The 25712-nt window shown below is 44.1% G+C and carries 35 protein-coding genes and 1 tRNA gene; 17 read left to right on the top strand and 19 right to left on the bottom strand.

The window, feature by feature from the left end; translation table 11 throughout:
* Positions 1–3: 3 nt before the first annotated feature.
* From BP688_RS10000 to BP688_RS09980, 5 genes are all read right to left on the bottom strand, one after another.
* Entirely contained in the window at positions 4–519 is a 516-nt protein-coding gene (locus tag BP688_RS10000) for an adenylate kinase family protein (RefSeq protein WP_290624051.1), read from the bottom strand.
* Positions 520–524: 5 nt separating this feature from the next.
* A complete protein-coding gene (gene hisC / locus BP688_RS09995; protein ID WP_290624622.1) occupies positions 525–1580 on the bottom strand; it encodes a histidinol-phosphate transaminase in 1056 nt (351 codons plus the stop codon).
* Entirely contained in the window at positions 1577–1726 is a 150-nt protein-coding gene (locus BP688_RS09990; RefSeq protein ID WP_290596430.1) for a hypothetical protein, read from the bottom strand. Before BP688_RS09990 ends, hisC begins: the two co-directional genes overlap by 4 nt.
* A gap of 10 nt (positions 1727–1736) precedes the next feature.
* A complete protein-coding gene (gene mfnA / locus BP688_RS09985; RefSeq protein ID WP_290596429.1) occupies positions 1737–2855 on the bottom strand; it encodes a tyrosine decarboxylase MfnA in 1119 nt (372 codons plus the stop codon).
* Between the two features lie 168 nt (positions 2856–3023).
* A complete protein-coding gene (locus BP688_RS09980) occupies positions 3024–4052 on the bottom strand; it encodes an IS110 family RNA-guided transposase (RefSeq protein WP_290596428.1) in 1029 nt (342 codons plus the stop codon).
* A 75-nt stretch (positions 4053–4127) separates the two neighbouring features.
* Here BP688_RS09980 and BP688_RS09975 point away from each other — a divergent pair, with 75 nt between their 5' ends.
* From BP688_RS09975 to BP688_RS09965, 3 genes are read left to right on the top strand one after another with little or no spacing between them, the layout of a single operon-like run.
* Positions 4128–4730, top strand: a complete 603-nt coding sequence (locus BP688_RS09975) for a molybdenum cofactor guanylyltransferase (RefSeq protein ID WP_290596427.1) — start codon at positions 4128–4130, stop codon at positions 4728–4730.
* A complete protein-coding gene (gene moaA, locus BP688_RS09970; protein ID WP_290596426.1) occupies positions 4700–5590 on the top strand; it encodes a GTP 3',8-cyclase MoaA in 891 nt (296 codons plus the stop codon). Before BP688_RS09975 ends, moaA begins: the two co-directional genes overlap by 31 nt.
* The gene (locus BP688_RS09965; RefSeq protein ID WP_290596425.1) at positions 5587–6252 is read left to right on the top strand and encodes a 2,5-diamino-6-(ribosylamino)-4(3H)-pyrimidinone 5'-phosphate reductase; all 666 of its coding nucleotides are present in this window, start codon (positions 5587–5589) and stop codon (positions 6250–6252) included. Before moaA ends, BP688_RS09965 begins: the two co-directional genes overlap by 4 nt.
* Here the strand turns inward: BP688_RS09965 and BP688_RS09960 are convergent, their stop codons facing one another.
* A complete protein-coding gene (locus BP688_RS09960) occupies positions 6253–6573 on the bottom strand; it encodes a transcriptional regulator (RefSeq protein WP_290596424.1) in 321 nt (106 codons plus the stop codon).
* 119 nt (positions 6574–6692) lie between these two features.
* Here BP688_RS09960 and BP688_RS09955 point away from each other — a divergent pair, with 119 nt between their 5' ends.
* Positions 6693–8090: a radical SAM/SPASM domain-containing protein gene (locus BP688_RS09955; RefSeq protein ID WP_290624038.1), complete on the top strand. Its 1398-nt coding sequence runs from the start codon at positions 6693–6695 to the stop codon at positions 8088–8090.
* Here the strand turns inward: BP688_RS09955 and BP688_RS09950 are convergent.
* The 11 genes from BP688_RS09950 to BP688_RS09900 all read right to left on the bottom strand — a co-directional run bounded on the left by BP688_RS09950 (position 8087) and on the right by BP688_RS09900 (position 15908).
* Entirely contained in the window at positions 8087–8746 is a 660-nt protein-coding gene (locus tag BP688_RS09950; RefSeq protein ID WP_290624039.1) for a DUF5612 domain-containing protein, read from the bottom strand. The genes BP688_RS09955 and BP688_RS09950 overlap by 4 nt on opposite strands.
* The gene (locus BP688_RS09945) at positions 8746–8979 is read right to left on the bottom strand and encodes an Lrp/AsnC ligand binding domain-containing protein (protein ID WP_290596421.1); all 234 of its coding nucleotides are present in this window, start codon (positions 8977–8979) and stop codon (positions 8746–8748) included. The genes BP688_RS09950 and BP688_RS09945 overlap by 1 nt, the downstream gene beginning before the upstream one ends.
* Positions 8980–9008: 29 nt before the next feature.
* Entirely contained in the window at positions 9009–9473 is a 465-nt protein-coding gene (locus BP688_RS09940) for a DUF1947 domain-containing protein (protein WP_290596420.1), read from the bottom strand.
* A 36-nt stretch (positions 9474–9509) separates the two neighbouring features.
* Positions 9510–9965, bottom strand: coding sequence for a MaoC family dehydratase (locus BP688_RS09935; protein ID WP_290596419.1), 456 nt, complete (start codon positions 9963–9965; stop codon positions 9510–9512).
* Positions 9965–10936 (bottom strand): alpha/beta fold hydrolase, encoded by a 972-nt coding sequence (locus BP688_RS09930; RefSeq protein WP_290596418.1) that lies wholly within the window; start codon positions 10934–10936, stop codon positions 9965–9967. The genes BP688_RS09935 and BP688_RS09930 overlap by 1 nt, the downstream gene beginning before the upstream one ends.
* The gene (locus BP688_RS09925) at positions 10933–11853 is read right to left on the bottom strand and encodes a poly(R)-hydroxyalkanoic acid synthase subunit PhaE (RefSeq protein ID WP_290596417.1); all 921 of its coding nucleotides are present in this window, start codon (positions 11851–11853) and stop codon (positions 10933–10935) included. Before BP688_RS09925 ends, BP688_RS09930 begins: the two co-directional genes overlap by 4 nt.
* A 24-nt stretch (positions 11854–11877) precedes the next feature.
* Positions 11878–12204, bottom strand: a complete 327-nt coding sequence (locus tag BP688_RS09920) for a hypothetical protein (RefSeq protein ID WP_290596416.1) — start codon at positions 12202–12204, stop codon at positions 11878–11880.
* Between the two features lie 182 nt (positions 12205–12386).
* The gene (locus tag BP688_RS09915) at positions 12387–14339 is read right to left on the bottom strand and encodes a 3-hydroxyacyl-CoA dehydrogenase/enoyl-CoA hydratase family protein (protein ID WP_290596415.1); all 1953 of its coding nucleotides are present in this window, start codon (positions 14337–14339) and stop codon (positions 12387–12389) included.
* Between the two features lie 114 nt (positions 14340–14453).
* A complete protein-coding gene (locus BP688_RS09910; protein ID WP_290596414.1) occupies positions 14454–14921 on the bottom strand; it encodes a helix-turn-helix domain-containing protein in 468 nt (155 codons plus the stop codon).
* Positions 14922–14952: 31 nt separating this feature from the next.
* Positions 14953–15453, bottom strand: a complete 501-nt coding sequence (locus BP688_RS09905) for a hypothetical protein (protein WP_290596413.1) — start codon at positions 15451–15453, stop codon at positions 14953–14955.
* A gap of 32 nt (positions 15454–15485) precedes the next feature.
* Positions 15486–15908 (bottom strand): hypothetical protein, encoded by a 423-nt coding sequence (locus BP688_RS09900; protein WP_290596412.1) that lies wholly within the window; start codon positions 15906–15908, stop codon positions 15486–15488.
* A gap of 139 nt (positions 15909–16047) precedes the next feature.
* On the opposite strand from BP688_RS09900, the gene rpoE reads away from it, so the two are divergent.
* From rpoE to BP688_RS09870, 6 genes are read left to right on the top strand one after another with little or no spacing between them, the layout of a single operon-like run.
* Positions 16048–16617: a DNA-directed RNA polymerase gene (gene rpoE, locus BP688_RS09895; RefSeq protein ID WP_290596411.1), complete on the top strand. Its 570-nt coding sequence runs from the start codon at positions 16048–16050 to the stop codon at positions 16615–16617.
* Positions 16617–16805, top strand: coding sequence for a transcription elongation factor subunit Spt4 (gene spt4 / locus BP688_RS09890; protein ID WP_290596410.1), 189 nt, complete (start codon positions 16617–16619; stop codon positions 16803–16805). The genes rpoE and spt4 overlap by 1 nt, the downstream gene beginning before the upstream one ends.
* A gap of 4 nt (positions 16806–16809) precedes the next feature.
* A complete protein-coding gene (locus BP688_RS09885; protein ID WP_290596409.1) occupies positions 16810–17403 on the top strand; it encodes a GTP-dependent dephospho-CoA kinase family protein in 594 nt (197 codons plus the stop codon).
* The gene (locus BP688_RS09880) at positions 17381–17725 is read left to right on the top strand and encodes a 30S ribosomal protein S24e (protein WP_290596408.1); all 345 of its coding nucleotides are present in this window, start codon (positions 17381–17383) and stop codon (positions 17723–17725) included. The genes BP688_RS09885 and BP688_RS09880 overlap by 23 nt, the downstream gene beginning before the upstream one ends.
* 15 nt (positions 17726–17740) lie before the next feature.
* Positions 17741–17911 carry a 30S ribosomal protein S27ae gene (locus tag BP688_RS09875; protein WP_290624040.1) on the top strand — a complete coding sequence of 57 codons (171 nt, stop codon included), beginning with the start codon at positions 17741–17743 and terminating at the stop codon, positions 17909–17911.
* Complete coding sequence (locus tag BP688_RS09870) at positions 17908–18879, top strand: bifunctional N(6)-L-threonylcarbamoyladenine synthase/serine/threonine protein kinase (RefSeq protein WP_290596406.1); 972 nt, start codon at positions 17908–17910, stop codon at positions 18877–18879. Before BP688_RS09875 ends, BP688_RS09870 begins: the two co-directional genes overlap by 4 nt.
* A 3-nt stretch (positions 18880–18882) precedes the next feature.
* Here the strand turns inward: BP688_RS09870 and BP688_RS09865 are convergent, their stop codons facing one another.
* Together BP688_RS09865 and BP688_RS09860 are read right to left on the bottom strand one after the other, a co-directional pair.
* On the bottom strand, positions 18883–19974 hold the full coding sequence (locus tag BP688_RS09865) for a hypothetical protein (protein ID WP_290596405.1): 1092 nt from the start codon (positions 19972–19974) through the stop codon (positions 18883–18885).
* Between the two features lie 213 nt (positions 19975–20187).
* Positions 20188–20499 carry a DUF5611 family protein gene (locus BP688_RS09860; protein WP_290596404.1) on the bottom strand — a complete coding sequence of 104 codons (312 nt, stop codon included), beginning with the start codon at positions 20497–20499 and terminating at the stop codon, positions 20188–20190.
* Between the two features lie 86 nt (positions 20500–20585).
* Here BP688_RS09860 and BP688_RS09855 point away from each other — a divergent pair, with 86 nt between their 5' ends.
* The 7 genes from BP688_RS09855 (at position 20586) to BP688_RS09825 (ending at position 25671) form a co-directional block, all read left to right on the top strand.
* Positions 20586–21137, top strand: coding sequence for a DUF2150 family protein (locus BP688_RS09855; RefSeq protein WP_290596403.1), 552 nt, complete (start codon positions 20586–20588; stop codon positions 21135–21137).
* Complete coding sequence (locus BP688_RS09850; protein ID WP_290596402.1) at positions 21121–21462, top strand: SWIM zinc finger family protein; 342 nt, start codon at positions 21121–21123, stop codon at positions 21460–21462. Before BP688_RS09855 ends, BP688_RS09850 begins: the two co-directional genes overlap by 17 nt.
* A 26-nt stretch (positions 21463–21488) precedes the next feature.
* Positions 21489–21989, top strand: a complete 501-nt coding sequence (locus BP688_RS09845) for a deoxyuridine 5'-triphosphate nucleotidohydrolase (RefSeq protein ID WP_290596401.1) — start codon at positions 21489–21491, stop codon at positions 21987–21989.
* 86 nt (positions 21990–22075) lie between these two features.
* Positions 22076–22747, top strand: a complete 672-nt coding sequence (locus BP688_RS09840) for an ArsR/SmtB family transcription factor (protein ID WP_290596400.1) — start codon at positions 22076–22078, stop codon at positions 22745–22747.
* A 21-nt stretch (positions 22748–22768) separates the two neighbouring features.
* Positions 22769–24964 (top strand): CDC48 family AAA ATPase, encoded by a 2196-nt coding sequence (locus tag BP688_RS09835; RefSeq protein ID WP_290624042.1) that lies wholly within the window; start codon positions 22769–22771, stop codon positions 24962–24964.
* A 22-nt stretch (positions 24965–24986) separates the two neighbouring features.
* Complete coding sequence (hsp20, locus tag BP688_RS09830; protein ID WP_290596398.1) at positions 24987–25514, top strand: archaeal heat shock protein Hsp20; 528 nt, start codon at positions 24987–24989, stop codon at positions 25512–25514.
* A gap of 82 nt (positions 25515–25596) precedes the next feature.
* A tRNA-Glu gene (locus BP688_RS09825) sits at positions 25597–25671 on the top strand.
* Positions 25672–25712: the final 41 nt, after the last annotated feature.

Genomic DNA, 25712 nt, shown 5'->3' with positions numbered 1-25712 from the left:
ACTCTAAAACCTCACAACGTCTTCAAGCCTGTCTTCAAGCTCAGACAACCAGTCTATTTTTCCCGGCTTATATCTTTCTCCCTCTCCAGATATGATCCTCTCAACGATCTCCGCGACTTTCCTTACACTGAGGTTAGTCGTGTCTATTTCATAAACATCCTCACATTTCTCCAGCGCCTCAACAAGTATTACATCGAGTAACTCCGCCTCAACGTTCTCCATTACCTTTTCCTCACCCCATCCTCTTCCTGATAGCCTTTCCTTCAAGACGACCGGATTGCACCTCAGCACGATGGACAGATCGGGAGAGAGGAGGTGAGAGAGGTGACCTTCAACAATTCCATCAAATTTGAACTTGGAGAGCTTTTCCACATCAACAACTACTTCATCATCCTCATCGAGAATGCAATTGTGGAGTCTCGCAAGTTCAACAACTGAAGTAATTCTGTATCCTTTTCTCCTCAAAACATCCACAACAGCCGTTTTTCCTGTTCCGGGAGTGCCTGTGAGAGCAATCATCCTTTTCAACCCAAAACCTCCTTCAGTGCTTTGAGAAACATATCGTTCTCATCTGGCTTTCCAATACTGACTCTGATATGGCTATCGCATCCGATAAAACTGCTGCAGTCCCTCACTATGATCCCCCTCTTTAAAAGTTCCTCGGCGAGATTATTAATCGGACTTCTGAAAAAGAGGAAGTTCGCTTGAGAGGGATTTACCTCAACAAACTTCCGTATTTCTTTGTAAACCCTTTCTCTCTCTGCTCTTATCCTTTCAACGCAGTCGAGCATCCATTTGATATCCTCAAGTGCAGCAATTGCTGCCCTCTCTGCCGGGGTTGAGATGGGGAAAGGGGTTGAAGCGGCTTTGAATGGATCAACTAACCACTCTGGTAGCAGAGCGTATCCTATTCTCAAGTTTGCGAGTCCAAAGGCCTTTGAGAAAGTCCTTGCTATCACGATGTTATCCAAATCCACGTCAATAATTTTGTCGGCAAACTCAATGTAGGCTTCATCAAGGAAAACCACTCCCTTGGTGCTTTCAGCAATCTCTCTCACGAGCTTTTCTGATTCGACGTTACCTGTCGGATTGTTTGGGCTGCAAATTATTACAAGCTTCGTTTTTTCCGAAATGGCATCAAATATACTGTCGTCAATACTGTATCCGTCACTCGACCTTTTCACGAGAACTTCCCTTCCACAGTGCATCTTCGTGAGGTTGTGGTAATAGGGAAAGGTCGGGATGGGTATCACTACCTCATCACCCTCATCTATCAGCAGTCTGAACAGAGTCTCAAGAACACCATCAACACCCGCTGCGACAACGACTCTGTCCAATTCCCAGCCCGTATATTCGGAAATCTTCTCTCTCAGCTTCCGATATTCTGGGTCAGGGTAAATGTGAAGATCGCTGTAACTTTTAAAAGCCTCAATCGCTTTCGGACTCGCCCCGTAGGGGTTCTCGTTTGAAGCCAGCTTTACAACCCTTTCTAACCCGTACATTCTTTTGACTTCCTCAACACTTTTTCCCGGAACGTATTTTGAGATACGGGCGCATTCTCTAATAGGCAAAGAGGTCACCTGACTACCTCGATCTTCACGATATCCCAGTCCTCGTTGACACCCTTAAGTGTTGAAACAAGGGCCTCGATCACCCTGCCAAAGACCTTTGTCACAAACTCGTTCATCTCTATATCTTCCCCATCAACAACAAGCCTAACCTCCATTCTACCACCTCTAATTAATCTTGCCAACAACTTTTCTGAAATCAGATATAAATTCCTTGATGACCTCATCTGTCACGTGCGGCATTATAACGAATCTTATGGCTCTTGGTTCTCGAATTGTTGATATAACCCATTTTTTCCTGTAAAGTTCATCCTTTATCCTTTCAGCTTTCTCTGTGAAAAAAGAAGCAACGTTCATCACAGGCTCAATAATCGGCTCGAAACCCAGAGAGCGCATTTCCTCCACGAGAATTTTCGTGTTCTTCATGCAGCTATCAACAACCTTCTTCATGCCCTCAAAACCGAGATGTTTAAGAACTGCATAAGCCGAAGCCACACCAGTCCCAGGTCTTGTTCCGGTGAGTGTGAACTGGGTTTTAGAGGTGAGGTAGGGTGTTTCAACTTCAAGAGCTCTCAAATATCTCTCGTCCCTGAAGATTATACCACCCGCCGGGATCGTTGCCATCCCCATCTTGTGAGGGTCAATGGTGATTGACGAAACTCCCCGGTTCTGGAAGTCAAAGGGATAGGGATTGTTCATGAAGGGAATTACAAGGCCACCAAAAGCAGCATCAACGTGCAACTCCACTTCTCTCTCATCGGCAAGCTTTGAGAGTTCAACAATGGGATCAATCTGTCCAAGTTCTGTCGTACCGGCAATCCCGACGATGGCGATTGTTGAGTCATCAATGAGCCTCTCCACCTCAGCAACATCAACCCTATACTCTCCATCAACTCCTGCCCTTCTTATCTCTACTCCAAGAATGTCTCCTATCTTCTCGAATGAGAAATGAGCTGTTTTTGGGATAACAATGTTCAAATTCCCTCTTCTTTGCCTCCTCTGAATGTTCCTCGCTGCCCTTATCCCCTGAATGTTTGCCTCAGTTCCTCCAGAGCATATGTAACCTGCAGGAGTTTTGCAGTGCAGAATTTTGCCAATCATCGTCATCAGCTTCTTTTCAAGCTCAACCGTACCCACAAATATTCCCGGATCACCGAGGTTGGTCTCAACAAACATCTTATGAGCTTTGAGAGCTACCGGGTGTGGGACTGTGCACATCGAGCTTAACACTCTCGAATAGGGGATATCCTTTTCTCTGTAAGTCCTCAGTTCTTCAATGACGTCCATGACCAACACTCTGGAAAGTGTAATAAATAGCTAACTCCCATGTGGGCTTCCGCCAAGTTCCATACCTATGGATCTCGACACACTCCCATCCGGGCTTCAAAGCCCACTTTAACGAGTCGTTCGGTGAGGAATTCTCCCCAATCTAAACGTCGGGCTTTAGACTAAAACCTAAGCCCAGTTAGTTACCGGGGTAAACTCCTCACCGTATGTTGTAGGGGTGTAACTTATATAAGGCTTTTTATCCCTTAGTACTGCATATACGACTGTTAAAAGCTTTCTCGCTGTTGCAACTATGGCTTTCTGAGGTCCTTTTCTCTGTTTTATCCTTTCATAGAAATTTCTGAATTTCTCGTCGTTCCTTATTGCTACAAAGGCACACTGAACAAGAACCCACCTGAGAAGTTTGTTCCCTTCCTTTGTTATCTTTCCCGTAATAACTTTGTTTCCAGATTGTCTTACTGAGGGAACTAATCCCGCATAACTGCAGAGCTTCTTTGAGTTTGGGAAACGCTTTACATCTCCTATTTCTGCGTAGATTAGCAGGGCTGAGAAAAATCCTATTCCCGGGATAGTTGTTAGAAGCATGGTTTCCTCATTTTCCAAGCACTTCTGCCTTATTTCTCTGTCTATTTCTTTTATTTCATTCTCGATTGATGAAAGGATTCTCAGATAACGGTTAATCCATTCGTTGTTTAATGAATAAAGGAATTCCCTTCCTTCTGAGGTGAATAGATTTCTATCGTACTTTATTCCATTCTTTGCAAGGATTGAATGGATTCTGTTCTTTATCGAAGTTGAAAGCTTTTTCAGTCTAATTCTTTCCCTTATTATCTCCCTCAGCTCCATTATTTCATCCGGTGGAAGGTATGCAGTTGGTAAGAAGTTAGTTCTTGCTAGATCTGCTAAAACCCTTGCATCAACTTTGTCTGTTTTCTTCTTAGATTCTGCTATAAGCTTTGTTTTGTACGGGTGGGAGAGAAGGATTTCATTGTTCTTTCTGAGCTTTCTTGCAAGTTTTATGGCTGTTGTTGTTGGCTCCAATATGATTGTTTTGTTCTCTATATCCTCAAGGAGTTTTTCAAGCTCTTCTGTTCTTACTTTCTTTTCCAGGATTACTTCTCCGCTCTCTTTCATAACGCATACAAAGGAGAAATTCTTATGTACGTCCACACCTACGTATACACGGCTTCCGCCCATGCTATCCCTCCAATCTTATTTCGGTTGGAGTGTTTAAGGGCGGAAGCCCAACATGTTATCTAAAAAGGGATTGAAGTGAGGATAGCTGTACTTGTGGGTGGGATAGGGAGAAGAATAGGAATGGAGAAAACAGAAATAAGGCTTTGCGGAAAAAAACTAATCGAGATAGCCATCGAGAAGTACAGTGACTACGAAACAGTTTTTGTTTGCAGGGATGAAAGGCAGGTGAGTTGGCTTTCACAGCAGTATGAGGGTAAGTTCATTGCAGATGCATTCAAAAATGTGGGGTCAATAGCCGGAATTCATGCTGCATTGAACTATTTTGGCGATTGCGTCGTTACAGCCATTGATATGCCCTTTGTAAAGAGAAAGGTCTTGGAGCACATTTATGAAAAGGGTATCGAGAGTGGCTGTGATGCATTACTTCCAAAACATAAATTTCCCGAGCCACTTCTGGCATATTATTCAAGAACTGCCGTAGTTGAGATCGAAAAAGCTATAAAATCGGGGGAAAGGATGATTCTGGCTCCCCTTAGGAATCTTGAAGTTGTTTATTACCCAGTTGAAAACCTGAGAAAATTTGATAAAGAGCTGATTTCATTTTTCAACATAAACACAAAAGATGACTTGGAGAGGGCCGGAAAATTATGCTCAGAGATAGGTTTGGAAGGGCTGTAACGAATCTGAGAATTGCGGTGACAAACAGATGCAATCTCAGGTGTTTCTACTGCCATAAAGAGGGCGAGAAGAATCCGGGAGAAGAGATGCCCGCCGACAGAATAATCGAGATTGCGGAAGCCTTCTATAAGCTTGGAGTTAAGAAGCTGAAGATTACAGGAGGAGAACCACTTCTCCGCAAGGATATACTCGACATAATACAGGAACTGCCAGCTTTTGATGAAATTTCCATGACGACCAATGGCGTATTGCTCGAAGATTATGCTGAAGAGTTAAAGGAGTGCGGTTTAAGCAGAGTAAATGTGAGCCTCGACACACTCGATCCAGAGAAGTATAAATTCATAACGAAAGTTGGAGACGTTGAGAAAGTAATAGCAGGCATCTCTGCAGCATGTGACGCAAATCTAACGCCGGTAAAGGTAAACATGATTGTAATGAAAGGAATAAATGAGAATGAAGTTGATGATCTGCTGAAATTCACGAATTCCTTCAATGGAGAGGATATTAAAGCGATACTGCAGCTTATAGAGTTGATTCCGTTTCCAGGTTTTGAGAATTATTACTTCGACATCTCCACTCTCGAAAGGAAGTACTCGAAGATAGCAACACAAACGAGAGTGAGGGCAATGCACAGGAGGACACAGTATTTTACACCATCAGGAGTTATAGAGTTCGTAAAGCCGCTCGACAACAGCGTCTTCTGCATGCACTGTAACAGAATGAGAGTTACCTCAGACGGTAAGCTCAAGCCCTGTCTCCTGAGGGATTCGGTGGTTGACATTAACGTTTTGCATGGAGAAGAGCTAATGAATGCGATTGCAAGGGTTGTTGGGGAGAGAGAACCCTACTTTAAGGGGTGAGATTTCTGCAGAAACCTTTTGTTTTTGTCAACGTTGCAGCAAGTCTTGACGGGAAGATTAGCGATGAGAGTAGAAGGCAGCTTAGAATTTCGTGTGATGAGGATTTGAGGATTGTGGATGAGTTAAGGGCTGAGTCAGATGCTATCATGGTTGGGATAGGGACAGTCCTTGCAGATGATCCAAGGCTGACCGTGAAGAGCAGGGATTTGAGAAAGAGAAGGCTGGAAGAAAAGAAGGATGAGAATCCACTCAGAGTTGTAGTTGATAGCAGGTGCAGAGTGCCGTTGAGTTCGAAAGTTCTGAACGACGAGGCTAAAACACTTGTTGCTGTTTCCAAAGCTGCCGATGAGGAAAGGATAAGAAGGGTCTCACAGCGTGCTGAAGTGGCTGTCTTTGGTGAGGAAAAGGTTGATCTCAGTAGATTGCTGGAACATCTCTTTTCAAGGGGCGTCAGAAGAGTAATGGTCGAGGGAGGTGGAACGCTGATTTCATCCCTCGTCTCAGGCGGATTGGTGGACGAGATGAGAATTTATTTTGCGCCAATGGTTATCGGGGGGTCAAAGTCTCCGACAATCTGCGATGGAAGTTCCAGAATTATGGGGTGCAGAATTGAAAGAGTTGAGAGGGTGGGAGAGGGTTTTGCTGTGTTTGTAAAATTTTGATCAATCCAGAAATGCCCTTTCAAGCTTCTCGAACTCCCCAATTATTCCCGTTTTTAGCTTCTCAACAACTCTGGATGGTTTTTCGGCAGTATAAACGTATCCAACCCAACCCCTTTCGACGAGCTTCTTTTTTACAACTTCTTTTTTTACGAGAACTTTAAGTCTGTCCCTTACGAATCTTGTTGAAAGTTCAAGTTCTTTTGCTATCTCGCTTACCCTCATCTCGCCCTTTTCAAGCAGCAGGGCGTATATTCTGATGTCTGATGGCTTGAATTTCACTCTTTCCACGATTTCCATGATCTCTGATAGCGGGTTCTTCATGCTCTCCTCCCCCTGCTGCAGATATTTAATAATATCTGAATTAATATGTTCCTACATAGGAATAAATTTTGCGTAACACCTATATATCCTGACACGTAGTAACATGGGGGTGGGTAGGGATGGATGGGGTGAGACTTTTTGCCGAGATTGCAAACAATCCCTTAACGAAAAATACCCTCAAACTTATCTCTAACTACTGTGAAAGTTGTGGAAAGAACAGACTTGAGGTTGCACTCGAATTGGCTTTAGGTTATCGCGAAGATGCCTGCTGGAAGTGCAAACTTGCTGCCAAAACTGTCAAACCAATCTTGAATAGAGGGGCTGAAGCTTTCAGTGTCACCTTCGAGGAGCTTAAAGAGAAGTTTGGTGATCCATACTGGAGAAAAGGTTTGGCGAGCGTGATAAAGGGGATAGCCCACTTTGGCGTGAGAAAACCCTTCGTTCCCGGAGCGCCCTTTCAAGTTGTGTGGGATGTAACGTATGCATGCAATCTTCGATGCAAGCACTGCTACGCAACAGCGGGAAAGGCTTTGGAGGATGAGCTAACGACTGAAGAGGCTTTGGACGTTATTGATCGGCTGAATAAACTCGGTGTAACAATTATCGCCTTTTCGGGTGGAGAACCACTTGTGAGAAGAGATATTTTTGATCTGACAATGTATGCTGCTGATAAAGGTATCTACGTGGCGATTGCAACAAATGGGACGCTGATCACGGAAGAGATGGCAAAAAAGATGAGGGAGAGCGGTGTGAGCTATGCACAGATAAGCCTTGATGGGTTGAAGGAGACACATGAGAGATTCAGAGGTATAAACGGATGTTTTGACAGGACAGTTGAGGGGATAAAGAATGCTGTGAAGGCTGGTTTGTTCGTGAACGTGTCTATGACTGTAACCAGATACAACTATCACGATGTTCCTGCTGTTGTGGAGCTTTGTGAGAAGCTTGGAGTGGACTGGTTCATGCATTATAACTTTATCCCCACTGGGAGAGGGAGAGAGATGCTTGAGGCGGAAATCACACCCGAACAAAGGGAGGAGCTGCTTAGGTGGTTGTATGAAAAGAACTACAACTCGAACATCTCTCTGCTCTCAACTGCTCCCCAGTTTGCCCGTGTAGCTCTGCAGTGTCATGGGAGCATAATGCCAACGCATTTCTACAATGTAAACGCTGGTGAAAGGTTGAGACAGCTGGCCGAGTTCATTGGCGGTTGCGGAGCAGGAAGGTTCTACTTTGCAATAAAAGCAAATGGAGATGTGCAGCCATGCGTCTTCTTCCCGCTGAAGCTTGGAAACGTGAGGGAGGATGATCTCGAAGACTTGTGGCTCCACAGTCCAGTTTTCGAAGACTTGAGGGACAAGGACATTCTTGAGGGATGCGGGAGATGTGGGTTTAGATATGTTTGCGGTGGTTGCAGGGCAAGAGCCTATAACTACTTCGGAGACTATCTTAAGCCTGATCCGGGGTGTATTAACAATAAGAAGTGGTGGGAGATCGTTGGAAAAGTTATCGCCTAAATCCTCCTCCCCTTTACCCTGTCAATGTCAAACTTCGCCTTCTCGCTTATGTGCATAACTGCAAGTGTTCCCGCCATAACTGGGTCGCTGATGACAATATCGCTTACATGCGGCACGCTACCGAACATGCTGAGAGAGATAACACTTATTCCACTCTTTTTAAGCTTCTTAACTTCCTCTGTTATTTTCCCACCCATTATTCCACCTGCAAGCACAAGTACTTCTGCCCTGTGAAGTCTCGATACAGCTTTAACAGCCTCGGCTATCTCCTCTTCTCCAACCACCGGCATCGTGTCAACACTAATTCTCTCCCCTCTCAAATTGTGCCTATCTGCCTCGCTTATCGCGCCTATTGCAACCTGAGAAACCAAAGCTCCACCACCCAATATTATAACCCTCTTGCCAAAGACCCTCTCGAATGGCTCCTCTTCCTCAATTTCAAGAACAGAATCGAGCTCTTTTATTCTTGAAAGCATTTTCTCGTAATTTCCATCTTCAATTTCAAAGTAGATCAAAGCTTTGCCTGCATACTCCCCATGCTTGATTAGGAAAGTCTGGGCAAAGGTTATGTTTCCACCTTCTTCAGCGATAATGGCAGTCAAATCCCTCAAGACTCCTATCTTGTTCTCCGCGATTATCCTCAGACCCTTCAACATCAGAATTTCGCCCCTGTCAGAGTTTTCGTCTCCACGACACCGTCAATTGATCTAATCTTGTTGACAACAACATCGCTGAGTTCCTCAAAGTCTCTAACGACAATTTTTGCAATGAGATCATACTCGCCGAATAAGGGGTACAGTTCCTCAACCTCTTCCAGTCCTGCGAGGGTATCGTAAACCCTTCTCTCCTTCCCCGGTGAGACCTTTATCAGCACAAACCCAAGAGCCATAAGAGACGTAATCGCTGAAAATTTTAAATTTACCCATAAAAGTGTTTCCAGATTTTGTCTTTCAAGTGATGCAGATTTTTTACAGCCTTTCCCTTTCCTTCTCTCATCTCTTTCCCGCTGCACAGAGCGATTCCAACTGCTATAGGGCTCTCCTTTCCCTCCACAGTAACATAAACGAAGTCCCCCTCCATTATTCTTTCATCAGCGTAAACTATTCCCGGCTTCATAACGTCCGCTCCATTCATTATGAACCTCAACGCCCCCTCGTCAACCTTAACCATATATTTCGCAGGTTTCAGCTTTATTGCACCATATACCGAGACGTAATGCTTACCGTCGTATTCAATCAAAAGAGGTTCGTTATTAACGAGAATAACCTTTACTTCTCCAAAATCAACGATATCCATGTCTCCGCTAACGTCAACACCTGCAGTCTCCCTCAACTCCTCGGAGATTCTCTTTGCTTCCTTTTTCCTCAGTCTTTTTCTGCGCATGATAAGAAATAAAGAGGAGGAGTTAAAGAGTTAACGTCACCAGATCAGAACCCTGACCCAACCCTCTGCAACAACCTCGTCGTTAACCAGACACTTCACGTCAATTTTACATCGGTTCTTCACAACTTCAGTAACAACCCCCTCTACTCTTACCGTGTCTCCAATTCTCACCGGGGAAACGTATCGAAAACTCTGCTCAAGCAAAACAATGATGCCCGGCATCCTCGCAACCGCTGCAGATACAAGACTTGTCGTGAGCATTCCGTGAACGACCCTGCCACCAAATTTCGTTTTGCTTGCAAATTCCTCATCAAAATGCACTGGATTCAAATCTCCTGATGTAAGTCCAAAGAATGTTACGTCAGCTTCAGTGAGTCTTTTTTCGTATTCTATCCTGTATCCCTCTTTTACTTCACCCTTAAATTTCTCAAAGGGCTTAATCTCTCCACCCTTTTTAGAGTAAATCCCTTTCAAGTCCTCCAGCAACGACATTAATCAGACCTCTCCACAATCCATTTTATAGCTTCCGGCCAGACCTTCTTCTGTGATGCGCTGCTGACTGTCAAGCCAATATGTCCCTTTTCTGACAGGATCATCTTCTTGTCCTTTGATGGTATTTTCTCAAAAAATGGTAAGACGGATTCAGGAGGAGTTATGTGGTCTTTCTCAGCTGCAAGAATAAGTGTGGGCATTTTTATGTTGTTTAAATTCACCGTCCTGCCCCTGTAGTCGAAGGTCTCGTTTATTACTTCATTCCTGTGATACCACCGAGTTATATACTCAACATAGATCCCCCCCGGAACTGCGGGAGAGTCAAATATCCAGTGATCCATGTAAAAGAAGTTTCTCAAAAACTTCTCATTGTTCATATTGTCCAGTAGAGACTGGTATTTTCCTACCACAAGCCTGATCGGATCAACCAGTAAAAAGGACAGGTTCAGCATGTCTCCAGTGGCATTCCCCAGAGCTCTTGCAATCTTTTCAGGATTTATGTTCCTTGCCCACTCTGCCAAGGTGTTTGTAGTGTAGAAGTCAACCGGAGGGGCTTGCAAAACGAGATTCTTGATCTTTTCCGGAAACATGGATGTATAGATGATGCTGAGAGTTGAACCGAGGCAGTATCCATGTAGGGTCACGGCATCCACACCTCTCTTCTGTCTGATGTATTCCACACACCTGTCTATGAAGTCAATATAATCTGAAAGCTGAAGATACTTGTCAGCTCTCTTCGGATATCCCCAGTCTATCAGCCAAACATCGAGCTTTGCTTCCAGCATTTTTTTGATTACACTCACATCCTCATGAAGATCAAGGATGTAGGGACGATTTATGAAGGCATAGCAGATTAAAACTGGAATTTTGTGTTTTGGTTTGGATTTGAAGTGTGCCAGTTTAAAAAGCCAGTCCTCGATCTCGATCTCGAACTCACAAACACCCGGTCTGGTTTCCGGTATCTCAATCATGCTTGCACCACCTTGTCCTTACTGATCTCTTCGATTTTCTTTTCCAGCTCCGAAATCTTTCTCTTTAAGTCTGTAATCCTCTTATAAGCTTCGTCAAGCTGAGACACTGTTGCGAAAGGATTTAGAGGATTGTTCTCTAACGCCTCCTCGGCAAATCTCCTGAAGTGGTATATATGATCCATAAGGTTGGAATTCATGCTACTCTGAACCTTCAGATATTCCTCCGATCTCAGTAACTCATCGAAGTGTTTGGCGGCAATGTTGTAAAACTCGTTTGCAAATTCTGAATAGCTTCCAAATTCCTTAGTCTTTGCAGTGTTGATGAACTCTTCTACAGCTTTTTTGTAAGTTCTCTTCATGAGGTTTTTGAAAGTAAAATAGTCGTTGCCAAATCTCTCCCATGCCTCAAAGGATTCAGAGATGTGCTTCAGAGCCCTGTTGGTGAGAATGTAGGGGTAATCCGCAACAAATTTGTACCTGTCAAAATCGTAAAGTTCTAAATCCCCGTATTTTTCGACAAGTTCTCTGAATTCTTTAATCGAATCAGTTAGCAACGTTGTGTATCCTTCTTTTTCGAAAATGCTAAAAGTGAGCTGGAAATGGTCCCTGAGGGACTTCAAAAAATCATCGTATGCCTGAAAGGTATTACTGAAGGTTTCAAACAAACTGATATTTTTTCTTGTTGGTAAAATAAATGTAAGTGGTCTTGCACCTATAATCGTGAGTTCAAGTGGTCGAAAGAAGTATCTGAAGATTTCATTGAATACTAAATCAAAATCTCTGGTGTTAATCTCGATACCAGCTTTGTAGTCTCTATAAATTTTTTCAAGTGTTTTTCTTATTTCTATGTTCCTTCCAAGTAACTCGTAAGACTCCTTGGGAACTTTACCAAAAATAGATGAAAGCCCCTGAAGCATTCTAATCCCTCAAAAAATAAAAATTTAGCTTTTCTTCTTTTCAGTAGTCTTGCCGACTTCAGAAAGTCTGTTGAAGATTTCGTCTTGCTGCTTTTCGATCTGGTCAATGAGCTTTTTGAAATTGTCGAGCACCTTCGCCTGCGATTCGAGATAGATGTCCACTGTTTTCTTTATGCTCTCAAAACTCTCCGAGGGCATGAACTGCCGCATGTATATGCTGTACATGTTCACGTAGCTCTCCAAGCCCAACTTTACCAAATCCAGCGTAGTCTTGCCAGTTGCAAACCCCATCTTGGTGAACCCTCTGACAGTTTCAACAAAGTCCGTGTACTCCATCGCACCCACCTCCATTGATTGTCTTGACAAAGCTGGGCATATAAATTTTTTCATTAAGTGTTAAGAATGTTTTAATGATACTCATCAACAAGTGAAGACTTTCAAAGATGTTTGACTTCTCAATATACGTTCTGATTCTTCCAAATTTAAATAAAAAGCGAAAAAAATTGGAACAAACTGAGTATCAAAGCGAAAATTTACTTACCCCTCCACTCAGGTCTCCTTTTCTGCACGAAGGCTCTCATACCCTCGGCAAAGTCCTCTGTTGGTATCAGAAGCTCTATCTCTTTTCCGGCGAGCTCAATTGCATTCCTGTAAAGCTGTCTCACTGCATTCATTGACCTCTTTATCGCCTTTGTCGAAAGGGGTGCAACTCTGCACACCTTGTCAACATACTCAATTCCAGCATCCTCAAGGCACTGCTTTGGAACTATGACATCAACGAGTCCGAGCTCTTTTGCCTCTTTTGAATCCATGATGTCACCGGTAAGTGCATAGTGGGCTATTTTTCTTCCGAAAATGGCATAGCCAAAGGAAGCTGCGAGAGGTGGTATAGCCCCTATCAACCCCTCAGGAATTGCGAAGCTCGCATCCTCGCTTGCAATCACTATGTCGAAGAACATGTTGAGCTCCATTCCACCTCCAAAGGCGTTACCATTCACGAGGGAAATTATCGGCTTGTCGTAGCTTGCAAGCTCCTCGACAAGAGGCATTGCTATCTTCTCAAAGAACTCAACCCCGTCTCTGAAGCTCTTCCATGAACCCATTACAGCGATGTCATCTCCAGCACAGAAAGCCCTACCTTCTCCGGTTATAACCGCAACCCTCACGTCATCATCCATCCTTGCTCTCCTGAAAGCCTCTGTCAATCCCTTCCACATTTCCTCGTTCAACGCATTCAGCTTTTCAGGTCTTCTCATAGTTATCATTGCATAGTTGTGTCTTTTCTCATATCTAACAGGTCCGAAATCAATCTGCTCGTATTTCCAGTTGTAGAAGCCTTCACCCGTCTTCTTTCCAAGTTTTCCAGCATCCTTCATCTCTTTCAGCAGTGGATCAGGCTCATATTCCCTCAAGCCCGTCTTTCCTTTTCTCGTTTCAAGGATGGTAACTATCTTGTCTATTCCGTAGCTGTCGGCAAAGTCCAGAATTCCCTTGGGATAACCCATACCTTTTACAGTTGCCTTGTCAATATCTTCCCTGCTCGCAATTCCGTTCCTGATAAGCCATGCAGCTTCATTCACCCCGGGAGAAAGAATCTGTATTGGATTTACGCTGTAAGCGAGGTCTTTTGAAATCTTTGCTCTTGCGTAAAATCCGCTATACTCGTAAAAGCCCTTTCCTGTTTTCATCCCCAGCCTACCCTCGCTTACCATGTTCTCAAGCAAATCTGGCACCTCTACCTCAAAACCCCTCTTCTTGACCTCGTGCAGGACATTGTAAACGGTATCAACACCGCTGAAGTCAACAACCTCAAAAATGCCCATTGGCAACCCTGCTCTGTATCTAATAGCAGCGTCTATCTGTTCAGGCTTAAACCCCTCTTCAAGAAGCCTTATCGCTTCAATAAAGACCCTTATGTTTATTCTATTTATCAGAAAACCCGGAACGTCCTTTTCTACAAGCACGTAGTCCATCCCAATAGATTTTGCAAATTCTATTGTCTTCTTGACAGTTTCATCGCTCGTCTTCTCTCCTCTGATGATTTCAACAAGCTTTATAAGTGTCGGCGGATTAAAAAAGTGCAGTCCCACAACCTTGTCCTGTCTTTTTGTAACGCTCGCAATATCGGTTATGGGTATGGTTGAGGTGTTTGTCGAAAGGATTACGTCATCTCTGCAATTCTCATCCAGAACCTTGAAAACCTCATGTTTTACCTCTGTCTTCTCAACAACGGCTTCAATGACATAGTCTGCCTCTTTAGCGGCACTTGCAAGGTCTGTTGTTGTTCTGACCCTCCTGACAACCTCATCGGCTCCTTTAATTCTGCCTTTCTCTTCAAGCTTTTTCACACTCCATGTTATTCTGTTCATTGCATTTTTCAACACTTCTTCGCTTATATCGCTCAGGATTACTTCGTTACCAGCGAGAGCACACACTTCGGCTATTCCATGTCCCATCGTGCCTGCTCCAACAACCAGAACTCTCATATTTCATTTTCGTCATGATCTTATTTAAATTTTGGCTTATTTATCTCTCAAATGTAAAACTAATTTCATAGTTTTTCCAAAAATAGCAGCTAAATTACAATGAAATTGTAAAAATCAGACGAGAATCGTTCGCTGACTGTCCTTAACAGTTTCGCCAACAAACTGAGCCATGGAGTCTATCTTGATGTCACTTCTCTGCAGCCACTCGAGGAACTTCTCACCCTCCGAAACCAGCTCCTTCAAATTCTTATACCTCACAACTACGAGTAGATTGTAGTTTGATCCTACAAGCTTGTAGACCTTCTCAACAAAATCGAACTTTTCAAGCCTTGTTATCATCTTCTTCAATCCCTCGTAATCGTTGTGTACGCCGAGTAAAAGAATCCCGATTGTATCACATTCTGCTTTCTTGTAGTCAATCTCCCATGTTCTCTTTACTTTTTTAACGATTCCACGATCTTCAAGGGCTTTTATTCTGTTATAGGCTGTCTTTTTGGACACCCCTGCATATTCGGCTATTTCGTCGAGGGATAACCCCTTCGCGATACCCTCCATAATTCTGAGATTCTTCTCGTCCATCATTGTGGAAGTAATGTTGCAAGGTAATTAACATTTACTGAAACTCAGGTATAAAGTCTACTATCATCTCTGCCATTTCCTTGTCAAATTTTGAGATTGCTCTTTCAAGTTGCGTTTTGCTCACGATACCACCTTCTACACCTTCTCTCAAAATAGTGTTCAGACTAATAATAGCCCCTTCAAATTCGTCGCTAACAATCCGGCTAATTTGACCTCTCGACCTAATTAGTCGGTCTATTTCAAAATAAAATGGGGATATTAGAAAGCAGACTCTCCTAACAGTATCGAGCAAGTGGTAGAGCTTTACTAACGCATCTCCGCCAGTTGAACCGAGTCCAGCGGTTAGTACAACGGTATCGTAATTTTTCAATTCATCTGCCAGAAGCTCTATTTCCTCGAAACCGTAATATTTGACATTCTTCAGAGACCTCTTGGAATTAACGTTATACATGTCAATATCTAAATTTGCTTTAGTCACTTCTCGCATAACGCTCGTTCCTGCACCGCCAAGAGATACCAGCGCAACTTTACCCATCACCAATACTCTTCCCACCATTTTTTAAATCTTTAGCTCCTTGCTTGGATGTATACAGTATACTCCCCTTCTGGAGCATCCTCATCTACGTCAATATGCACATTGACTTTAACCTCAGCAGGGATGTCGGAAGTGCCAGCGGGAACTGTAAGTTTGTTGGAACTTGAAATCGTTGTCCCATCAGTCGTATGGTAAGTAACATCAATCGCTTTGCTGTCAGCACCTTCAATGACGTCTTCAAAGTAAATTTCTCTCTCTGCTCCAGTATTCTTTATTGTGATCTGTTTGACGTAATGACCGCCTTTGGCGATATCCACACTGAAACTCTCAGGACTCACCTCAAGACTTGAGTCAAAGATTACTATGCTGCCTTTGGTCATGAAATACACGTATGCAGCACTTGCACCAGCCAGCATTAAAAGCACAATTAGTGGGACAAATCTTCTCAATGTCATGTGCAGTTGTAGCGTATTGTATTTTTATATTTTGCTATTTGCTATCTTACAAAAATAACAATAGTTCTCTGCAATTTTGTATTCCGCAAAGTTAAATTTATATTGCTTTCCATCCGAGCAAAGCTGCGGTGATGATTTTATGTATGCTCGTATAAAGCTTCGCGACACGGTGAGGGTTCCACCATCTAAGCTTGGAGAGGATATTGAATCGGTAATTAACTCTCTCCTCTGGGAGCAGTTTGAGGGTAGGTTGGACAGAGAATATGGGATGATAGTTGGTATTGAAAGTATCGAAGAAATTGGAGAGGGCAGAATAATCGAGGGTGATGGTGCAGCATATTTCGATGTCGTATTCAATGCAATATGCTTTAAACCCATCCATCAGGAAGTTGTTGAAGGGGAAGTCATCGAAGTTGTTGAGTTTGGAGCTTTCATCTCCATAGGGCCCTTTGATGCTCTGCTCCACATGAGTCAGGTTACAGACGATTATATGGTTTTTGATGAGAAAAACAAGAGGCTTGTTGGAAGAGAGACAAAGAAGGTTCTGCAGGAGGGGGATTTGGTCAGAGCAAGAATTGTGTCTTTGAGTCTGAAAGAGAGAGAGCCAGAGAAGAGCAAGATAGGGCTAACGATGAGGCAGCCTTGGCTTGGTGTTTTGAAGTGGATTGAGGAGGAAATTGAAAAGCTAAAGAAGGAGAGTGAAGTGTAATGGCAGAACTTGCCTGCAGGAACTGCAAGTTCATAAATGTGGATTCATCAATTTGTAAGAATTGTGGAAGCAGTGAACTCACGAAGGAGTGGTATGGATACGTGGTTATTATTGATCCTGAGAAGAGCGAGATAGCGAAGAGACTTGACATCAAAATTCCGGGAAAGTACGCACTCAGAGTGGGTTGAGTTTATGGAACAACTGAAGGGGCTCAGGTTGCCTGAGGAGATGAGGGAGGAGCTTGCAAAGCCACACGGAAGACTTTACAAAGGAGAGGGAGATGAGTTACTTCTTAAAGTTGAAGAGGTTAAGGACTGCAAACTCCTCTGCTGCGTCGGAGATTTGGTAAGTGCCTCGGCGGTGAAAGTTGGTTTAAATCCAGATATTGCGGTAGTAGATGGCAAAACTCTGAGAGAGGATAAAGTGGATTTCAAATCTGACTTTTTTGAAGAGAAGATTGAGACCTTCAACCCGGCTGGGTATATTACCTGTGAGCTGATTTCCGCGTTGAAGAGAGCTGTTGATGTGGCTGTGAATGGTAGGAAGGTGCTAGTCTTTGTTGACGGAGAAGAGGACCTTGCTGTAATGCCTCTCGGCATTATTCTTCCTGAAAAGTCTCTTATAATCTACGGTCAACCACACGAAGGAGTGGTGGCACTTATGATCGAGCCCAACAAGAAGGTTCTAATACTCAACCTCTTAAAGAGAATGGAAAGAGTTGGAGAATGCGAAGAGCTGGTAGAGCTGACAGGAGGTGATTCGTTTGGAAGTTTACGTGGAGAATGAGAGGTACAACCCGCTGCTCAAGAGAAAAGAGGTTTACTGCAGACTCAGCTTTGACGGCAAAACCCCATCGAGAGGAGAGGTGAAGGCAAAGATTGCCGGGCTGATGAATGCAGAGCTGGAAAGAGTCGTAGTGGACTACATAAAGACCGAATTCGGAAAGACAGAAGCGAAGAGTTACGTGAAGATATACGATACTGTTGAAGATTTGAAAGCCATTGAGGAAGACTATATCATCGAAAGGAACCTTAAGGCTGCTGAAAGTGAAGCAGAAGAAGGGAGTGCTGAAGAAGCAGAAGGCGGGGGAGAGGGAGAAGAAGCTTAAGGAGGATTGGTAGGCATGGCGAAAGGCTCCGATAGTGTATATAGGTTTTACGAGATTAAAGGCGAGAAGGTTGTAAGGAAGAGGAAGTCCTGCCCCAGATGCGGTGAAGGGGTATTTTTAGCAGAGCATAAGGACAGACTTAGCTGCGGGAAATGTGGATACACTGAGTTCAAGAAAGCAAAATGATTGCTCTTGGAATCGAGGGCACAGCATGGAGTTTAAGCGTCGGAGTTGTTGATGAGAAGGACGTAATAGCTCTGCTGAATGATCCCTATATCCCTAAGGAGGGAGGCATCCATCCGCGAGAAGCTTCGCAGCATCACAGCGAGAAAATAGCACCTCTTTTATCCCGATTGTTTGAAACAGTGGATAAGAACTCAATTGACCTCATTGCATTCTCTCAGGGTCCGGGGATGGGTCCCTGCTTGAGGGTTATTGCGACTGCAGCGAGGTTGTTAGCTCTAAAGCTCAAAAGGCCTCTGGTTGGTGTGAATCACTGTCTGGCTCACGTTGAGGTTGGAAGATGGAAGACAGGAGCAAAGAAGCCTGTTGCTTTGTATGTTAGTGGTGGAAACAGCCAGGTTATAGCGAGAAGAGGTGAGAGATACAGGGTTTTCGGCGAGACGCTGGATATAGGAATAGGAAACGCTTTAGACAAGCTCGCAAGGCATATGGGCTTGAAGCATCCCGGAGGGCCGAAGATAGAGAAGTTGGCAGAGAGAGGAGAGAAATACTACAGCCTGCCCTACGTGGTGAAGGGTATGGACTTCTCCTTTAGCGGAATGGTTACAGCAGCGCAGAAACTTTACGATTCTGGAATAAGCATGGAAAATGTAGCTTTCAGCTTTCAGGAAACTGCTTTTGCCATGCTGACGGAGGTCACTGAAAGGGCACTCGCTTACCTCGACCTTGATGAGGTGCTTCTAGTTGGGGGTGTGGCTGCGAACAGAAGACTTCAGGATATGCTGAAGATCATGTGTCAGGACAGGGGAGCAAAGTTCTTTGTGCCACCAAAGGAGCTTGCTGGAGATAACGGAGCGATGATCGCCTACACTGGCTTACTCATGTATAAACACGGTTACGAAACGCCGGTAGAAGAATCATACGTCAAGCCAGATTTCAGAATAGAAGATGTAATTGTAAACTGGGATTAGCCTTTATCTAATTTTTTCAACATATATGGGTACAGAGGTTAACTGAATTTCACTCGCTTCTGCTATTCTCTCGTTTCCGTATATGTCTGTAACCTTAACTGTACCATTGAGATATCTGGACAAACTTCCCTCTCCCCACACAACATATATCGTCTTGTTATGTCCAATGAACTTGTAGCAACCATGTAAGGAAGTTACACCCTCATCGTCTTTTTTATTCACAATGTAATCCTGGTCAACGACTTCTACTTTCTCAAAGTCGTTTAATTTTTTCACGAGAGTCTTGTACATCTGGAAAGTTTCCTTGTAAATCCAGTTATCTGAGATGTAGAATATCTTGTCCGCACCGAAAACGAGTGACAGAACTGTTGCTCTCAGGACGAGAGGGTCCAACTCATCTGGAGGTAGTGGCTCTTCCAGCTTTCCAAACTGAGCCTCTGTTATCCAAATCGGTTTGTTTTCGACTCCATGCTCTTCCAGAAACTGCTTAAAGGATAGGACAAACATGTCTTCTCTCCTCTCTGAAGTGTCTATGCTGTGAATGTTAGCCACATCGAAATAATTTCCAGCCTCGCTTATAATCTGGCCCCAAAACTCTCTGAATTGTTTGTGCATTCCTGCCATACCACCCATCACTACTTTTGCTTCTGGATCAGATTCCTTAATGGCAGCGTAACTGCTTTTTAAAATTTCCAAGTAATCCTGGGGAGATCCGTAGAAGAACTTTAGCTGCGTCACGTCCAAACCCCTCATACTGGGTTCATTCATTATTTCCCAGTATTTTATAGGATACTTTAATCCAGGCATGTCATCCACACCATCACCATCGTATCGCTCAACGAATTTCTTCAGGAATTCAATGTAGTCATCCATGCTGCATGGTTTGCAAACTTTCATCGTGGTTACTCCCTCTGGCATTGGCATCTTTCCATAACATTCATCTCCACGACACCTGTCCTGATCCCACTCCGCAAATGGCATCACTGTTATCAAAAGCAAAATGTCATTTTTCTGAGCTTTTTCAACTATTTTATCGGTATACGAGAAATCAAAAACCCCTTCTTCTCTTTCAACTTCCCCCCAGGTTATCCACACCCTTATCCAATGTGCCTCGAGGACATTATGAACAACTGAAAAGTGTGTTCTCTCCAAATACGTTAAGTCAGGCTTAGTTTCTTGAGGAGAAACTTGAGTTGTTGTAACCACAAAAGTGGGTTCGGTATGTTGAGTTGGCTGTGAACATCCACAAATTAAACATCCAATAACCAATCCAATCAAAAGCCTTTTCATATTGGTGCTGGAAAGTTATCAATCTTCCTTCTCAGCCTCCTTTTTCATGAGTTTTTGCCTCTCTTTGGCTGTATACCCTGTAAGCTCTTCAAGGAACTTGTTGTAAGTTTTGAGAGTTTTCATGGCTGTTTCGTCATCCGTTAGTTTTGTTTTTGATTCAGCATACAACTTTTTGTTCTCAAGCTTCAACCTCAGTTCCTCGATAGCCCCGAAGTTTCTTACAACATAAAACTCCCCTTCTATCTCAAATCCGTTGAAGTGTTTTTGAAGCATTTCTTCAAGCCTTTCCGATGTAGGTTTAAAACCTCTCTTGAACCTGTATTCCCGCATGCGGTCAATTGTTTTTTCAAATTAAAAAATTTATCCTGGCGGGTTCATTCAAAATTCTTAATAACCCCTTGTAGATAAGATCAAATATGGAGTTCTACAGTGAAGCGAGACTTAACAACTGGATCAGGAAAATAGAAGAAAGCGAGATTAGTGAGGATGATGCTTCAACCCTCGCTGTATTTGATCAGATGCTTGAAGACATGGTCATAGCCTGCTTTAGTTTGTTAAGGGCTGTAAAAGAGAGAGAAATTAAGAAATCTGACGCCATTCGTGAGCTTCAGAAAATATTCTCCTTTCTCAGGAGTTATGATTTTGGGGATGAGTTAAAGAATGACCTTTACCAGTTTACACTTGAGAGTATAAGGGCGGTTTTGATGTCCTTCCAGTACTTCTTTGAGGGAAAATTCAGCAAAAAGGATTTCAACGCATTGCTGGCAGATGCTGTTAAGAAGGAGAAGAAAGGTGATTACGAGTCCTCTTTTGACGTTATTGCGAGAATGGGTGCCAAGATTATCAAAGGTGAGCAACTCCCAGAGCTGGATGTGCCCGAGGATAGCGTAGTTCTTAGCTGGCTTGACGGCATAGATGCTATCCACTCAGTTTTTGAACTCATCAGGATAGATGCCTCTACCGAGTGAAGTTGCAAGAGCGGCAAAAAGTGGAGATGAATACCAGCTTTACAAAGCTCTGCTCGTAAATCATGGGAAGAGAGGGGAGAAAGCGTTTGAATACCTGAAGGAAAGGAGGGTAAAGAAATACAGAGACTTTTTTGTTGTTGTAGGGAAGGAAGAGTATGTGGTTGAGGAGAATTCGTGCACGTGTCCTGACTTTCTTGTCAATTTGAAGGGTTTAAAACCCTGTGCGCACATACTTGCAGTAGAGGTTGCCAAACTTACAGGGAACTATGATAGGGTAGATGCCTACTACGTTGATTACGCCGATGATATTCTTAAGCGAAAGTAATTTTAGTTTGAGCTGAACTGTCTGACATGGCGGTTTTAAGTGCGGAAGATATCAGAAAAAGGATTATTGAAGAAGGCCTTATCAGAGATTATATTGACCTTGAAACTCAGCTTCAGCCTAACGGTTTTGATTGCACGCTCAAGGGGGTTGCAAAACTCAGAGGGTGCGGAAGGGTGGACTTCGATAACAGCAGAAGAGAACTGCCGGAACTTGAGGAGATTGAGTTCAGGGATTGGGTTTACCTACCGAAAGGGGTTTACAGAGCGTATTTAAATGAGGTTGTAAAGCTCGGGAAGGACATTATGGCGATTGCGAGACCGAGGTCTTCGCTCGTCAGATGTGGGGCGAACATTCTGACTGCAGTTTGGGATGCTGGCTACGAGGGGAGGAGCGAGGTCGGCATTGTGGTGCACAACGAATATGGGATATGGTTGTCAAGAAACGCGAGAATTGTTCAGCTTGTGTTTATAAAGCTCACATCGGAAACTGAGGGATACAGAGGGGTATACAGGGGGGAGAACTTGTAACACTATTTTACATTTAAGGGGCGAAAGATTTATATATTTATTTACTAACATAAGGTTAGTAACCAAGTATAAGTAGGGTGATAATCATGGTCAGTAAGGTGGAAACGATACTCGAGATACTCGGCAACGAAAGCAGGAGGAGGATACTCGAATTACTTTCAAAAAAGCCATGTTACGTTAGTGAGATTTCATACTACCTTGGAATGGCTCCAAAAGTTGTGATAGAGCACTTGGAGAAGCTTGAGAAATCAGGACTTGTTGCAAGCTTTGAGGAAGGGAGAAGAAGGTACTATTACATCCCAAGAAGTCTCCGTCTTGAGGTTATTATCTCTCCTCACAAGTTTGATGCAAAAATAAGGGATGACGAGAACTACGACATCCCTTCCCTGATGAGGGAGATCAGAAATGAGTTCAATATGATCGAAAGATTAAGGGCTGGCTCAATCTCTGAAATATACAAGGCTTTGAGGCTGGCAGAGGATTTGCAGAACAGATTTTCAAGCATCCAGAGCGTTCTTGCGGCAAGAATTAACCAGTTCGTGGAGAGGATGCTCAACGAGGTAGAGAGGGTTCTCAGCGACGATCTTGAAAGGCTCGTGATGCTTGGGTTGGCTAAAGGATTGAGAAATGCTACAGAAATTGCAGAATGCTTCAGGTTACCCTACAGAGAGGTTGAGAGAGCCCTGAACTCTCTCAATAAGAAAGGATTGGTTGAGAAAGAGGAAAATGGTGGTGAAACCATTTGGGTGATTAAATAAAATATTGGAGGTGATGTGAAGATGCCAGTTAAAGATGAGATAAGTTTGAGAGTTGCTGAAGCTTATTATCGTGATGTTGGGAGGGGGATTGCGAGAATAGACCCGGCAGTTATGGAAAAGCTTGGACTGCAGAGTGGTGATATAGTTGAGATTATTGGAAAGAGTACAGTTCCAGCAATAGTCTGGCCAAGCTATCCTGAGGACAGGGGAACAGGAATAATCAGGATTGATGGAAATCTCAGGAGCAACGCGGGAGTAGGTATTGATGACAAAGTTAGAGTCAGGAAAGTCACAGCAAAACCTGCAGAGAAGGTAACGCTCGCTCCAACTGAGCCGGTCAGGTTGATGGGGGGTGAAGCTTACCTTCTAAGGCTGCTTGAAGGCAGGCCAGTGATTAGGGGACAGAAGATAAGAGTTGAGGTGTTCGGTCATACGCTCACTTTCGTGATAACCGCAACCAAGCCTTCAGGGGTTGTGGTTGTGTCGAGAAACACTGTAATTGACCTTAAGGAGAAGCCCGCGGAAGAAGTGAGGAGAGCAGTGCCAGATGTAACCTACGAAGACATCGGAGGTCTTAAGAGGGAACTGAGACTCGTTAGGGAGATGATAGAACTGCCATTGAAGCATCCAGAGCTATTCCAGAAGCTTGGAATCGATCCGCCCAAGGGGGTGCTGCTTTATGGTCCACCCGGAACTGGAAAGACGTTGATAGCCAAGGCCGTGGCGAATGAAGTTGATGCGCACTTCATAACCATCAGTGGTCCTGAAATTATGAGCAAGTACTACGGCGAGTCTGAACAGAGGCTAAGGGAGATATTCGAAGAAGCGAAGGAGAATGCACCAGCAATAATTTTCATAGATGAAATAGACTCAATCGCCCCTAAGAGGGAAGAAGTTACTGGAGAGGTGGAAAGAAGAGTTGTGGCACAGTTGCTGGCTTTAATGGATGGTCTGGAGGCAAGGGGGCAGGTTATAGTCATCGGTGCTACCAACCGACCCGACTCCCTTGATCCTGCTCTGAGAAGACCGGGGAGATTCGACAGAGAGATTGAAATCGGTGTCCCGGACAAGGAGGGTAGAAAGGAGATACTTGAGATTCACACAAGAAAGATGCCCCTTGCAGAAGATGTTGACCTTGAGGAACTTGCAGAGCTCACGAATGGGTTCGTTGGTGCTGATCTGGAGGCATTGTGCAAGGAGGCTGCGATGCATGCATTGAGGAGAGTTATACCTGAGATTGACATTGAGGCAGAGGAAATACCAGCGGAGCTTATCGAGAACCTTAAGGTGACGAGGGATGACTTTATGGAGGCATTGAAGAACATCGAGCCTTCAGCAATGAGAGAGGTGCTGGTTGAGGTTCCGAATGTTAAGTGGGAGGACATAGGTGGGCTGGAACAGGCAAAGCAAGAGCTGATGGAGGCTGTAGAGTGGCCTCTGAAGTATCCTGATGTTTTCAAGGCTGCAAACATAAAACCACCAAGAGGAATACTGCTCTTTGGTCCACCCGGGACTGGTAAGACTTTGCTGGCAAAGGCTGTTGCCAACGAGAGCAATGCGAACTTCATAAGCGTCAAGGGGCCAGAATTGCTGAGCAAATGGGTTGGAGAGAGTGAGAAGCACGTCAGAGAGATGTTCAGGAAAGCGAGGCAGGTTGCTCCATGTGTGTTGTTCTTCGATGAAATAGATAGCCTTGCTCCGAGAAGGGGAGGCATAGGTGACTCTCATGTTACAGAAAGAGTGGTTAGCCAGTTGCTGACTGAACTCGATGGAATGGAGGAGCTGAAGGATGTTGTGGTCATAGCGGCAACCAATAGGCCTGACATGATCGATCCAGCTTTACTGAGACCCGGCAGAATTGAAAGACACATCTATATCCCGCCACCTGACAAGAAGGCAAGAGAAGAAATATTCAGGATTCATCTGAGAGGAAAGCCTCTGGATGATGATGTGAGCATAGAGGAGCTTGCAGAGAAGACTGAGGGATACAGCGGAGCGGATATTGAGGCAGTGTGTAGAGAGGCAGGGATGTTGGCGATAAGAGAATTGATCAAACCCGGAATGACAAAAGAAGAGGCAAAAGAGGCTGCTAAGAAGCTTAAGATAACAAAGAAGCATTTTGAGGAGGTATTGAAGAAGGTGAAGCCAAGTCTTACTAAGGAAGACGTAAAGAAGTATGAGAAGATGATTGAGGACTTTCATAGGATGTATGCCTAATTTTTAAAGGAGGTGGTGTGAGATGGTGTGGAGAAGGAGAAGGAAGGATTGGGATGAAGAGTGGGACATATTCGATGAATTCTTCGGAAGATTCGGGATAGACGACATATTCGAAAGGATGATGAGGGACATCGAAGACATGTTCAGAAGGGCAGAGAGCGGTGAGATTAAGCCGATTGTTAGAGGATTTTCCATCAGAATCGGTCCTGATGGCAAACCTGAGATCAGGGAGTTCGGTACGAAGCCCACAATAAGGGAGGCAGGAATCGAGGAGAGGAAGCCACTGGTTGACGTAATTGAGACTGACAACGAGGTGCAGGTCATCGCAGAGATGCCCGGAGTAAACAAAGAGGACATAGAACTCAATGCAACTGAAACCTCTCTTGAGATAAGGGCGGAGGGAGAGAGCAGAAAGTACTACGAGATGGTCGAGCTACCCGCAGAGGTCGAACCTGATTCAGCAAAGGCGAGATACAACAACGGTGTGCTTGAGGTCGTTCTGAGGAAGAAAACACCAAAGAAGAGTGGAAAGAGAATAAAGATCGAGTGATCTTCTTTTTTATTTTTTATTTTGGGGCGGAAGGGAAGGGGGACAGAAGAATTTATAAACACCTGAGCATTATCGCATTCAGGCTCCGGTGGTGTAGCCCGGCCAATCATACGGGACTCTCGATCCCGTGACCCGGGTTCAAATCCCGGCCGGAGCATCCTACTTTTTGGTTAAATGGCTCTTACATGCGGAATTTTT

Source organism: Archaeoglobus sp. UBA230, assembly GCA_002507545.1.
In the GTDB taxonomy this organism is placed as follows: domain Archaea; phylum Halobacteriota; class Archaeoglobi; order Archaeoglobales; family Archaeoglobaceae; genus Archaeoglobus.
This window is presented reverse-complemented; position numbering and strand designations above follow the sequence as displayed.

Coding starts and splice junctions, on each gene's coding strand:
- BP688_RS09875 (WP_290624040.1), top strand. CDS start 17,741: ATGGCGAAAGGCTCCGATAGTGTATATAGGTTTTACGAGATTAAAGGC.
- BP688_RS09870 (WP_290596406.1), top strand. CDS start 17,908: ATGATTGCTCTTGGAATCGAGGGCACAGCATGGAGTTTAAGCGTCGGA.
- rpoE (WP_290596411.1), top strand. CDS start 16,048: ATGTATGCTCGTATAAAGCTTCGCGACACGGTGAGGGTTCCACCATCT.
- BP688_RS09955 (WP_290624038.1), top strand. CDS start 6,693: ATGGATGGGGTGAGACTTTTTGCCGAGATTGCAAACAATCCCTTAACG.
- BP688_RS09905 (WP_290596413.1), bottom strand. CDS start 15,453: ATGGGTAAAGTTGCGCTGGTATCTCTTGGCGGTGCAGGAACGAGCGTT.
- mfnA (WP_290596429.1), bottom strand. CDS start 2,855: ATGGACGTCATTGAAGAACTGAGGACTTACAGAGAAAAGGATATCCCC.
- BP688_RS09925 (WP_290596417.1), bottom strand. CDS start 11,853: ATGCTTCAGGGGCTTTCATCTATTTTTGGTAAAGTTCCCAAGGAGTCT.
- BP688_RS09850 (WP_290596402.1), top strand. CDS start 21,121: ATGCCTCTACCGAGTGAAGTTGCAAGAGCGGCAAAAAGTGGAGATGAA.
- BP688_RS09960 (WP_290596424.1), bottom strand. CDS start 6,573: ATGAAGAACCCGCTATCAGAGATCATGGAAATCGTGGAAAGAGTGAAA.
- BP688_RS09920 (WP_290596416.1), bottom strand. CDS start 12,204: ATGGAGGTGGGTGCGATGGAGTACACGGACTTTGTTGAAACTGTCAGA.
- BP688_RS09935 (WP_290596419.1), bottom strand. CDS start 9,965: ATGTCGTTGCTGGAGGACTTGAAAGGGATTTACTCTAAAAAGGGTGGA.
- BP688_RS09990 (WP_290596430.1), bottom strand. CDS start 1,726: ATGGAGGTTAGGCTTGTTGTTGATGGGGAAGATATAGAGATGAACGAG.
- BP688_RS09950 (WP_290624039.1), bottom strand. CDS start 8,746: ATGTTGAAGGGTCTGAGGATAATCGCGGAGAACAAGATAGGAGTCTTG.
- BP688_RS09835 (WP_290624042.1), top strand. CDS start 22,769: ATGCCAGTTAAAGATGAGATAAGTTTGAGAGTTGCTGAAGCTTATTAT.
- BP688_RS09910 (WP_290596414.1), bottom strand. CDS start 14,921: ATGATGGACGAGAAGAATCTCAGAATTATGGAGGGTATCGCGAAGGGG.
- BP688_RS09845 (WP_290596401.1), top strand. CDS start 21,489: ATGGCGGTTTTAAGTGCGGAAGATATCAGAAAAAGGATTATTGAAGAA.
- hsp20 (WP_290596398.1), top strand. CDS start 24,987: ATGGTGTGGAGAAGGAGAAGGAAGGATTGGGATGAAGAGTGGGACATA.
- BP688_RS09945 (WP_290596421.1), bottom strand. CDS start 8,979: ATGGCTCTTGGGTTTGTGCTGATAAAGGTCTCACCGGGGAAGGAGAGA.
- BP688_RS09915 (WP_290596415.1), bottom strand. CDS start 14,339: ATGAGAGTTCTGGTTGTTGGAGCAGGCACGATGGGACATGGAATAGCC.
- BP688_RS10000 (WP_290624051.1), bottom strand. CDS start 519: ATGATTGCTCTCACAGGCACTCCCGGAACAGGAAAAACGGCTGTTGTG.
- BP688_RS09980 (WP_290596428.1), bottom strand. CDS start 4,052: ATGGGCGGAAGCCGTGTATACGTAGGTGTGGACGTACATAAGAATTTC.
- BP688_RS09860 (WP_290596404.1), bottom strand. CDS start 20,499: ATGCGGGAATACAGGTTCAAGAGAGGTTTTAAACCTACATCGGAAAGG.
- BP688_RS09900 (WP_290596412.1), bottom strand. CDS start 15,908: ATGACATTGAGAAGATTTGTCCCACTAATTGTGCTTTTAATGCTGGCT.
- BP688_RS09940 (WP_290596420.1), bottom strand. CDS start 9,473: ATGCGCAGAAAAAGACTGAGGAAAAAGGAAGCAAAGAGAATCTCCGAG.
- BP688_RS09930 (WP_290596418.1), bottom strand. CDS start 10,936: ATGATTGAGATACCGGAAACCAGACCGGGTGTTTGTGAGTTCGAGATC.
- BP688_RS09855 (WP_290596403.1), top strand. CDS start 20,586: ATGGAGTTCTACAGTGAAGCGAGACTTAACAACTGGATCAGGAAAATA.
- spt4 (WP_290596410.1), top strand. CDS start 16,617: ATGGCAGAACTTGCCTGCAGGAACTGCAAGTTCATAAATGTGGATTCA.
- BP688_RS09885 (WP_290596409.1), top strand. CDS start 16,810: ATGGAACAACTGAAGGGGCTCAGGTTGCCTGAGGAGATGAGGGAGGAG.
- moaA (WP_290596426.1), top strand. CDS start 4,700: ATGCTCAGAGATAGGTTTGGAAGGGCTGTAACGAATCTGAGAATTGCG.
- BP688_RS09840 (WP_290596400.1), top strand. CDS start 22,076: ATGGTCAGTAAGGTGGAAACGATACTCGAGATACTCGGCAACGAAAGC.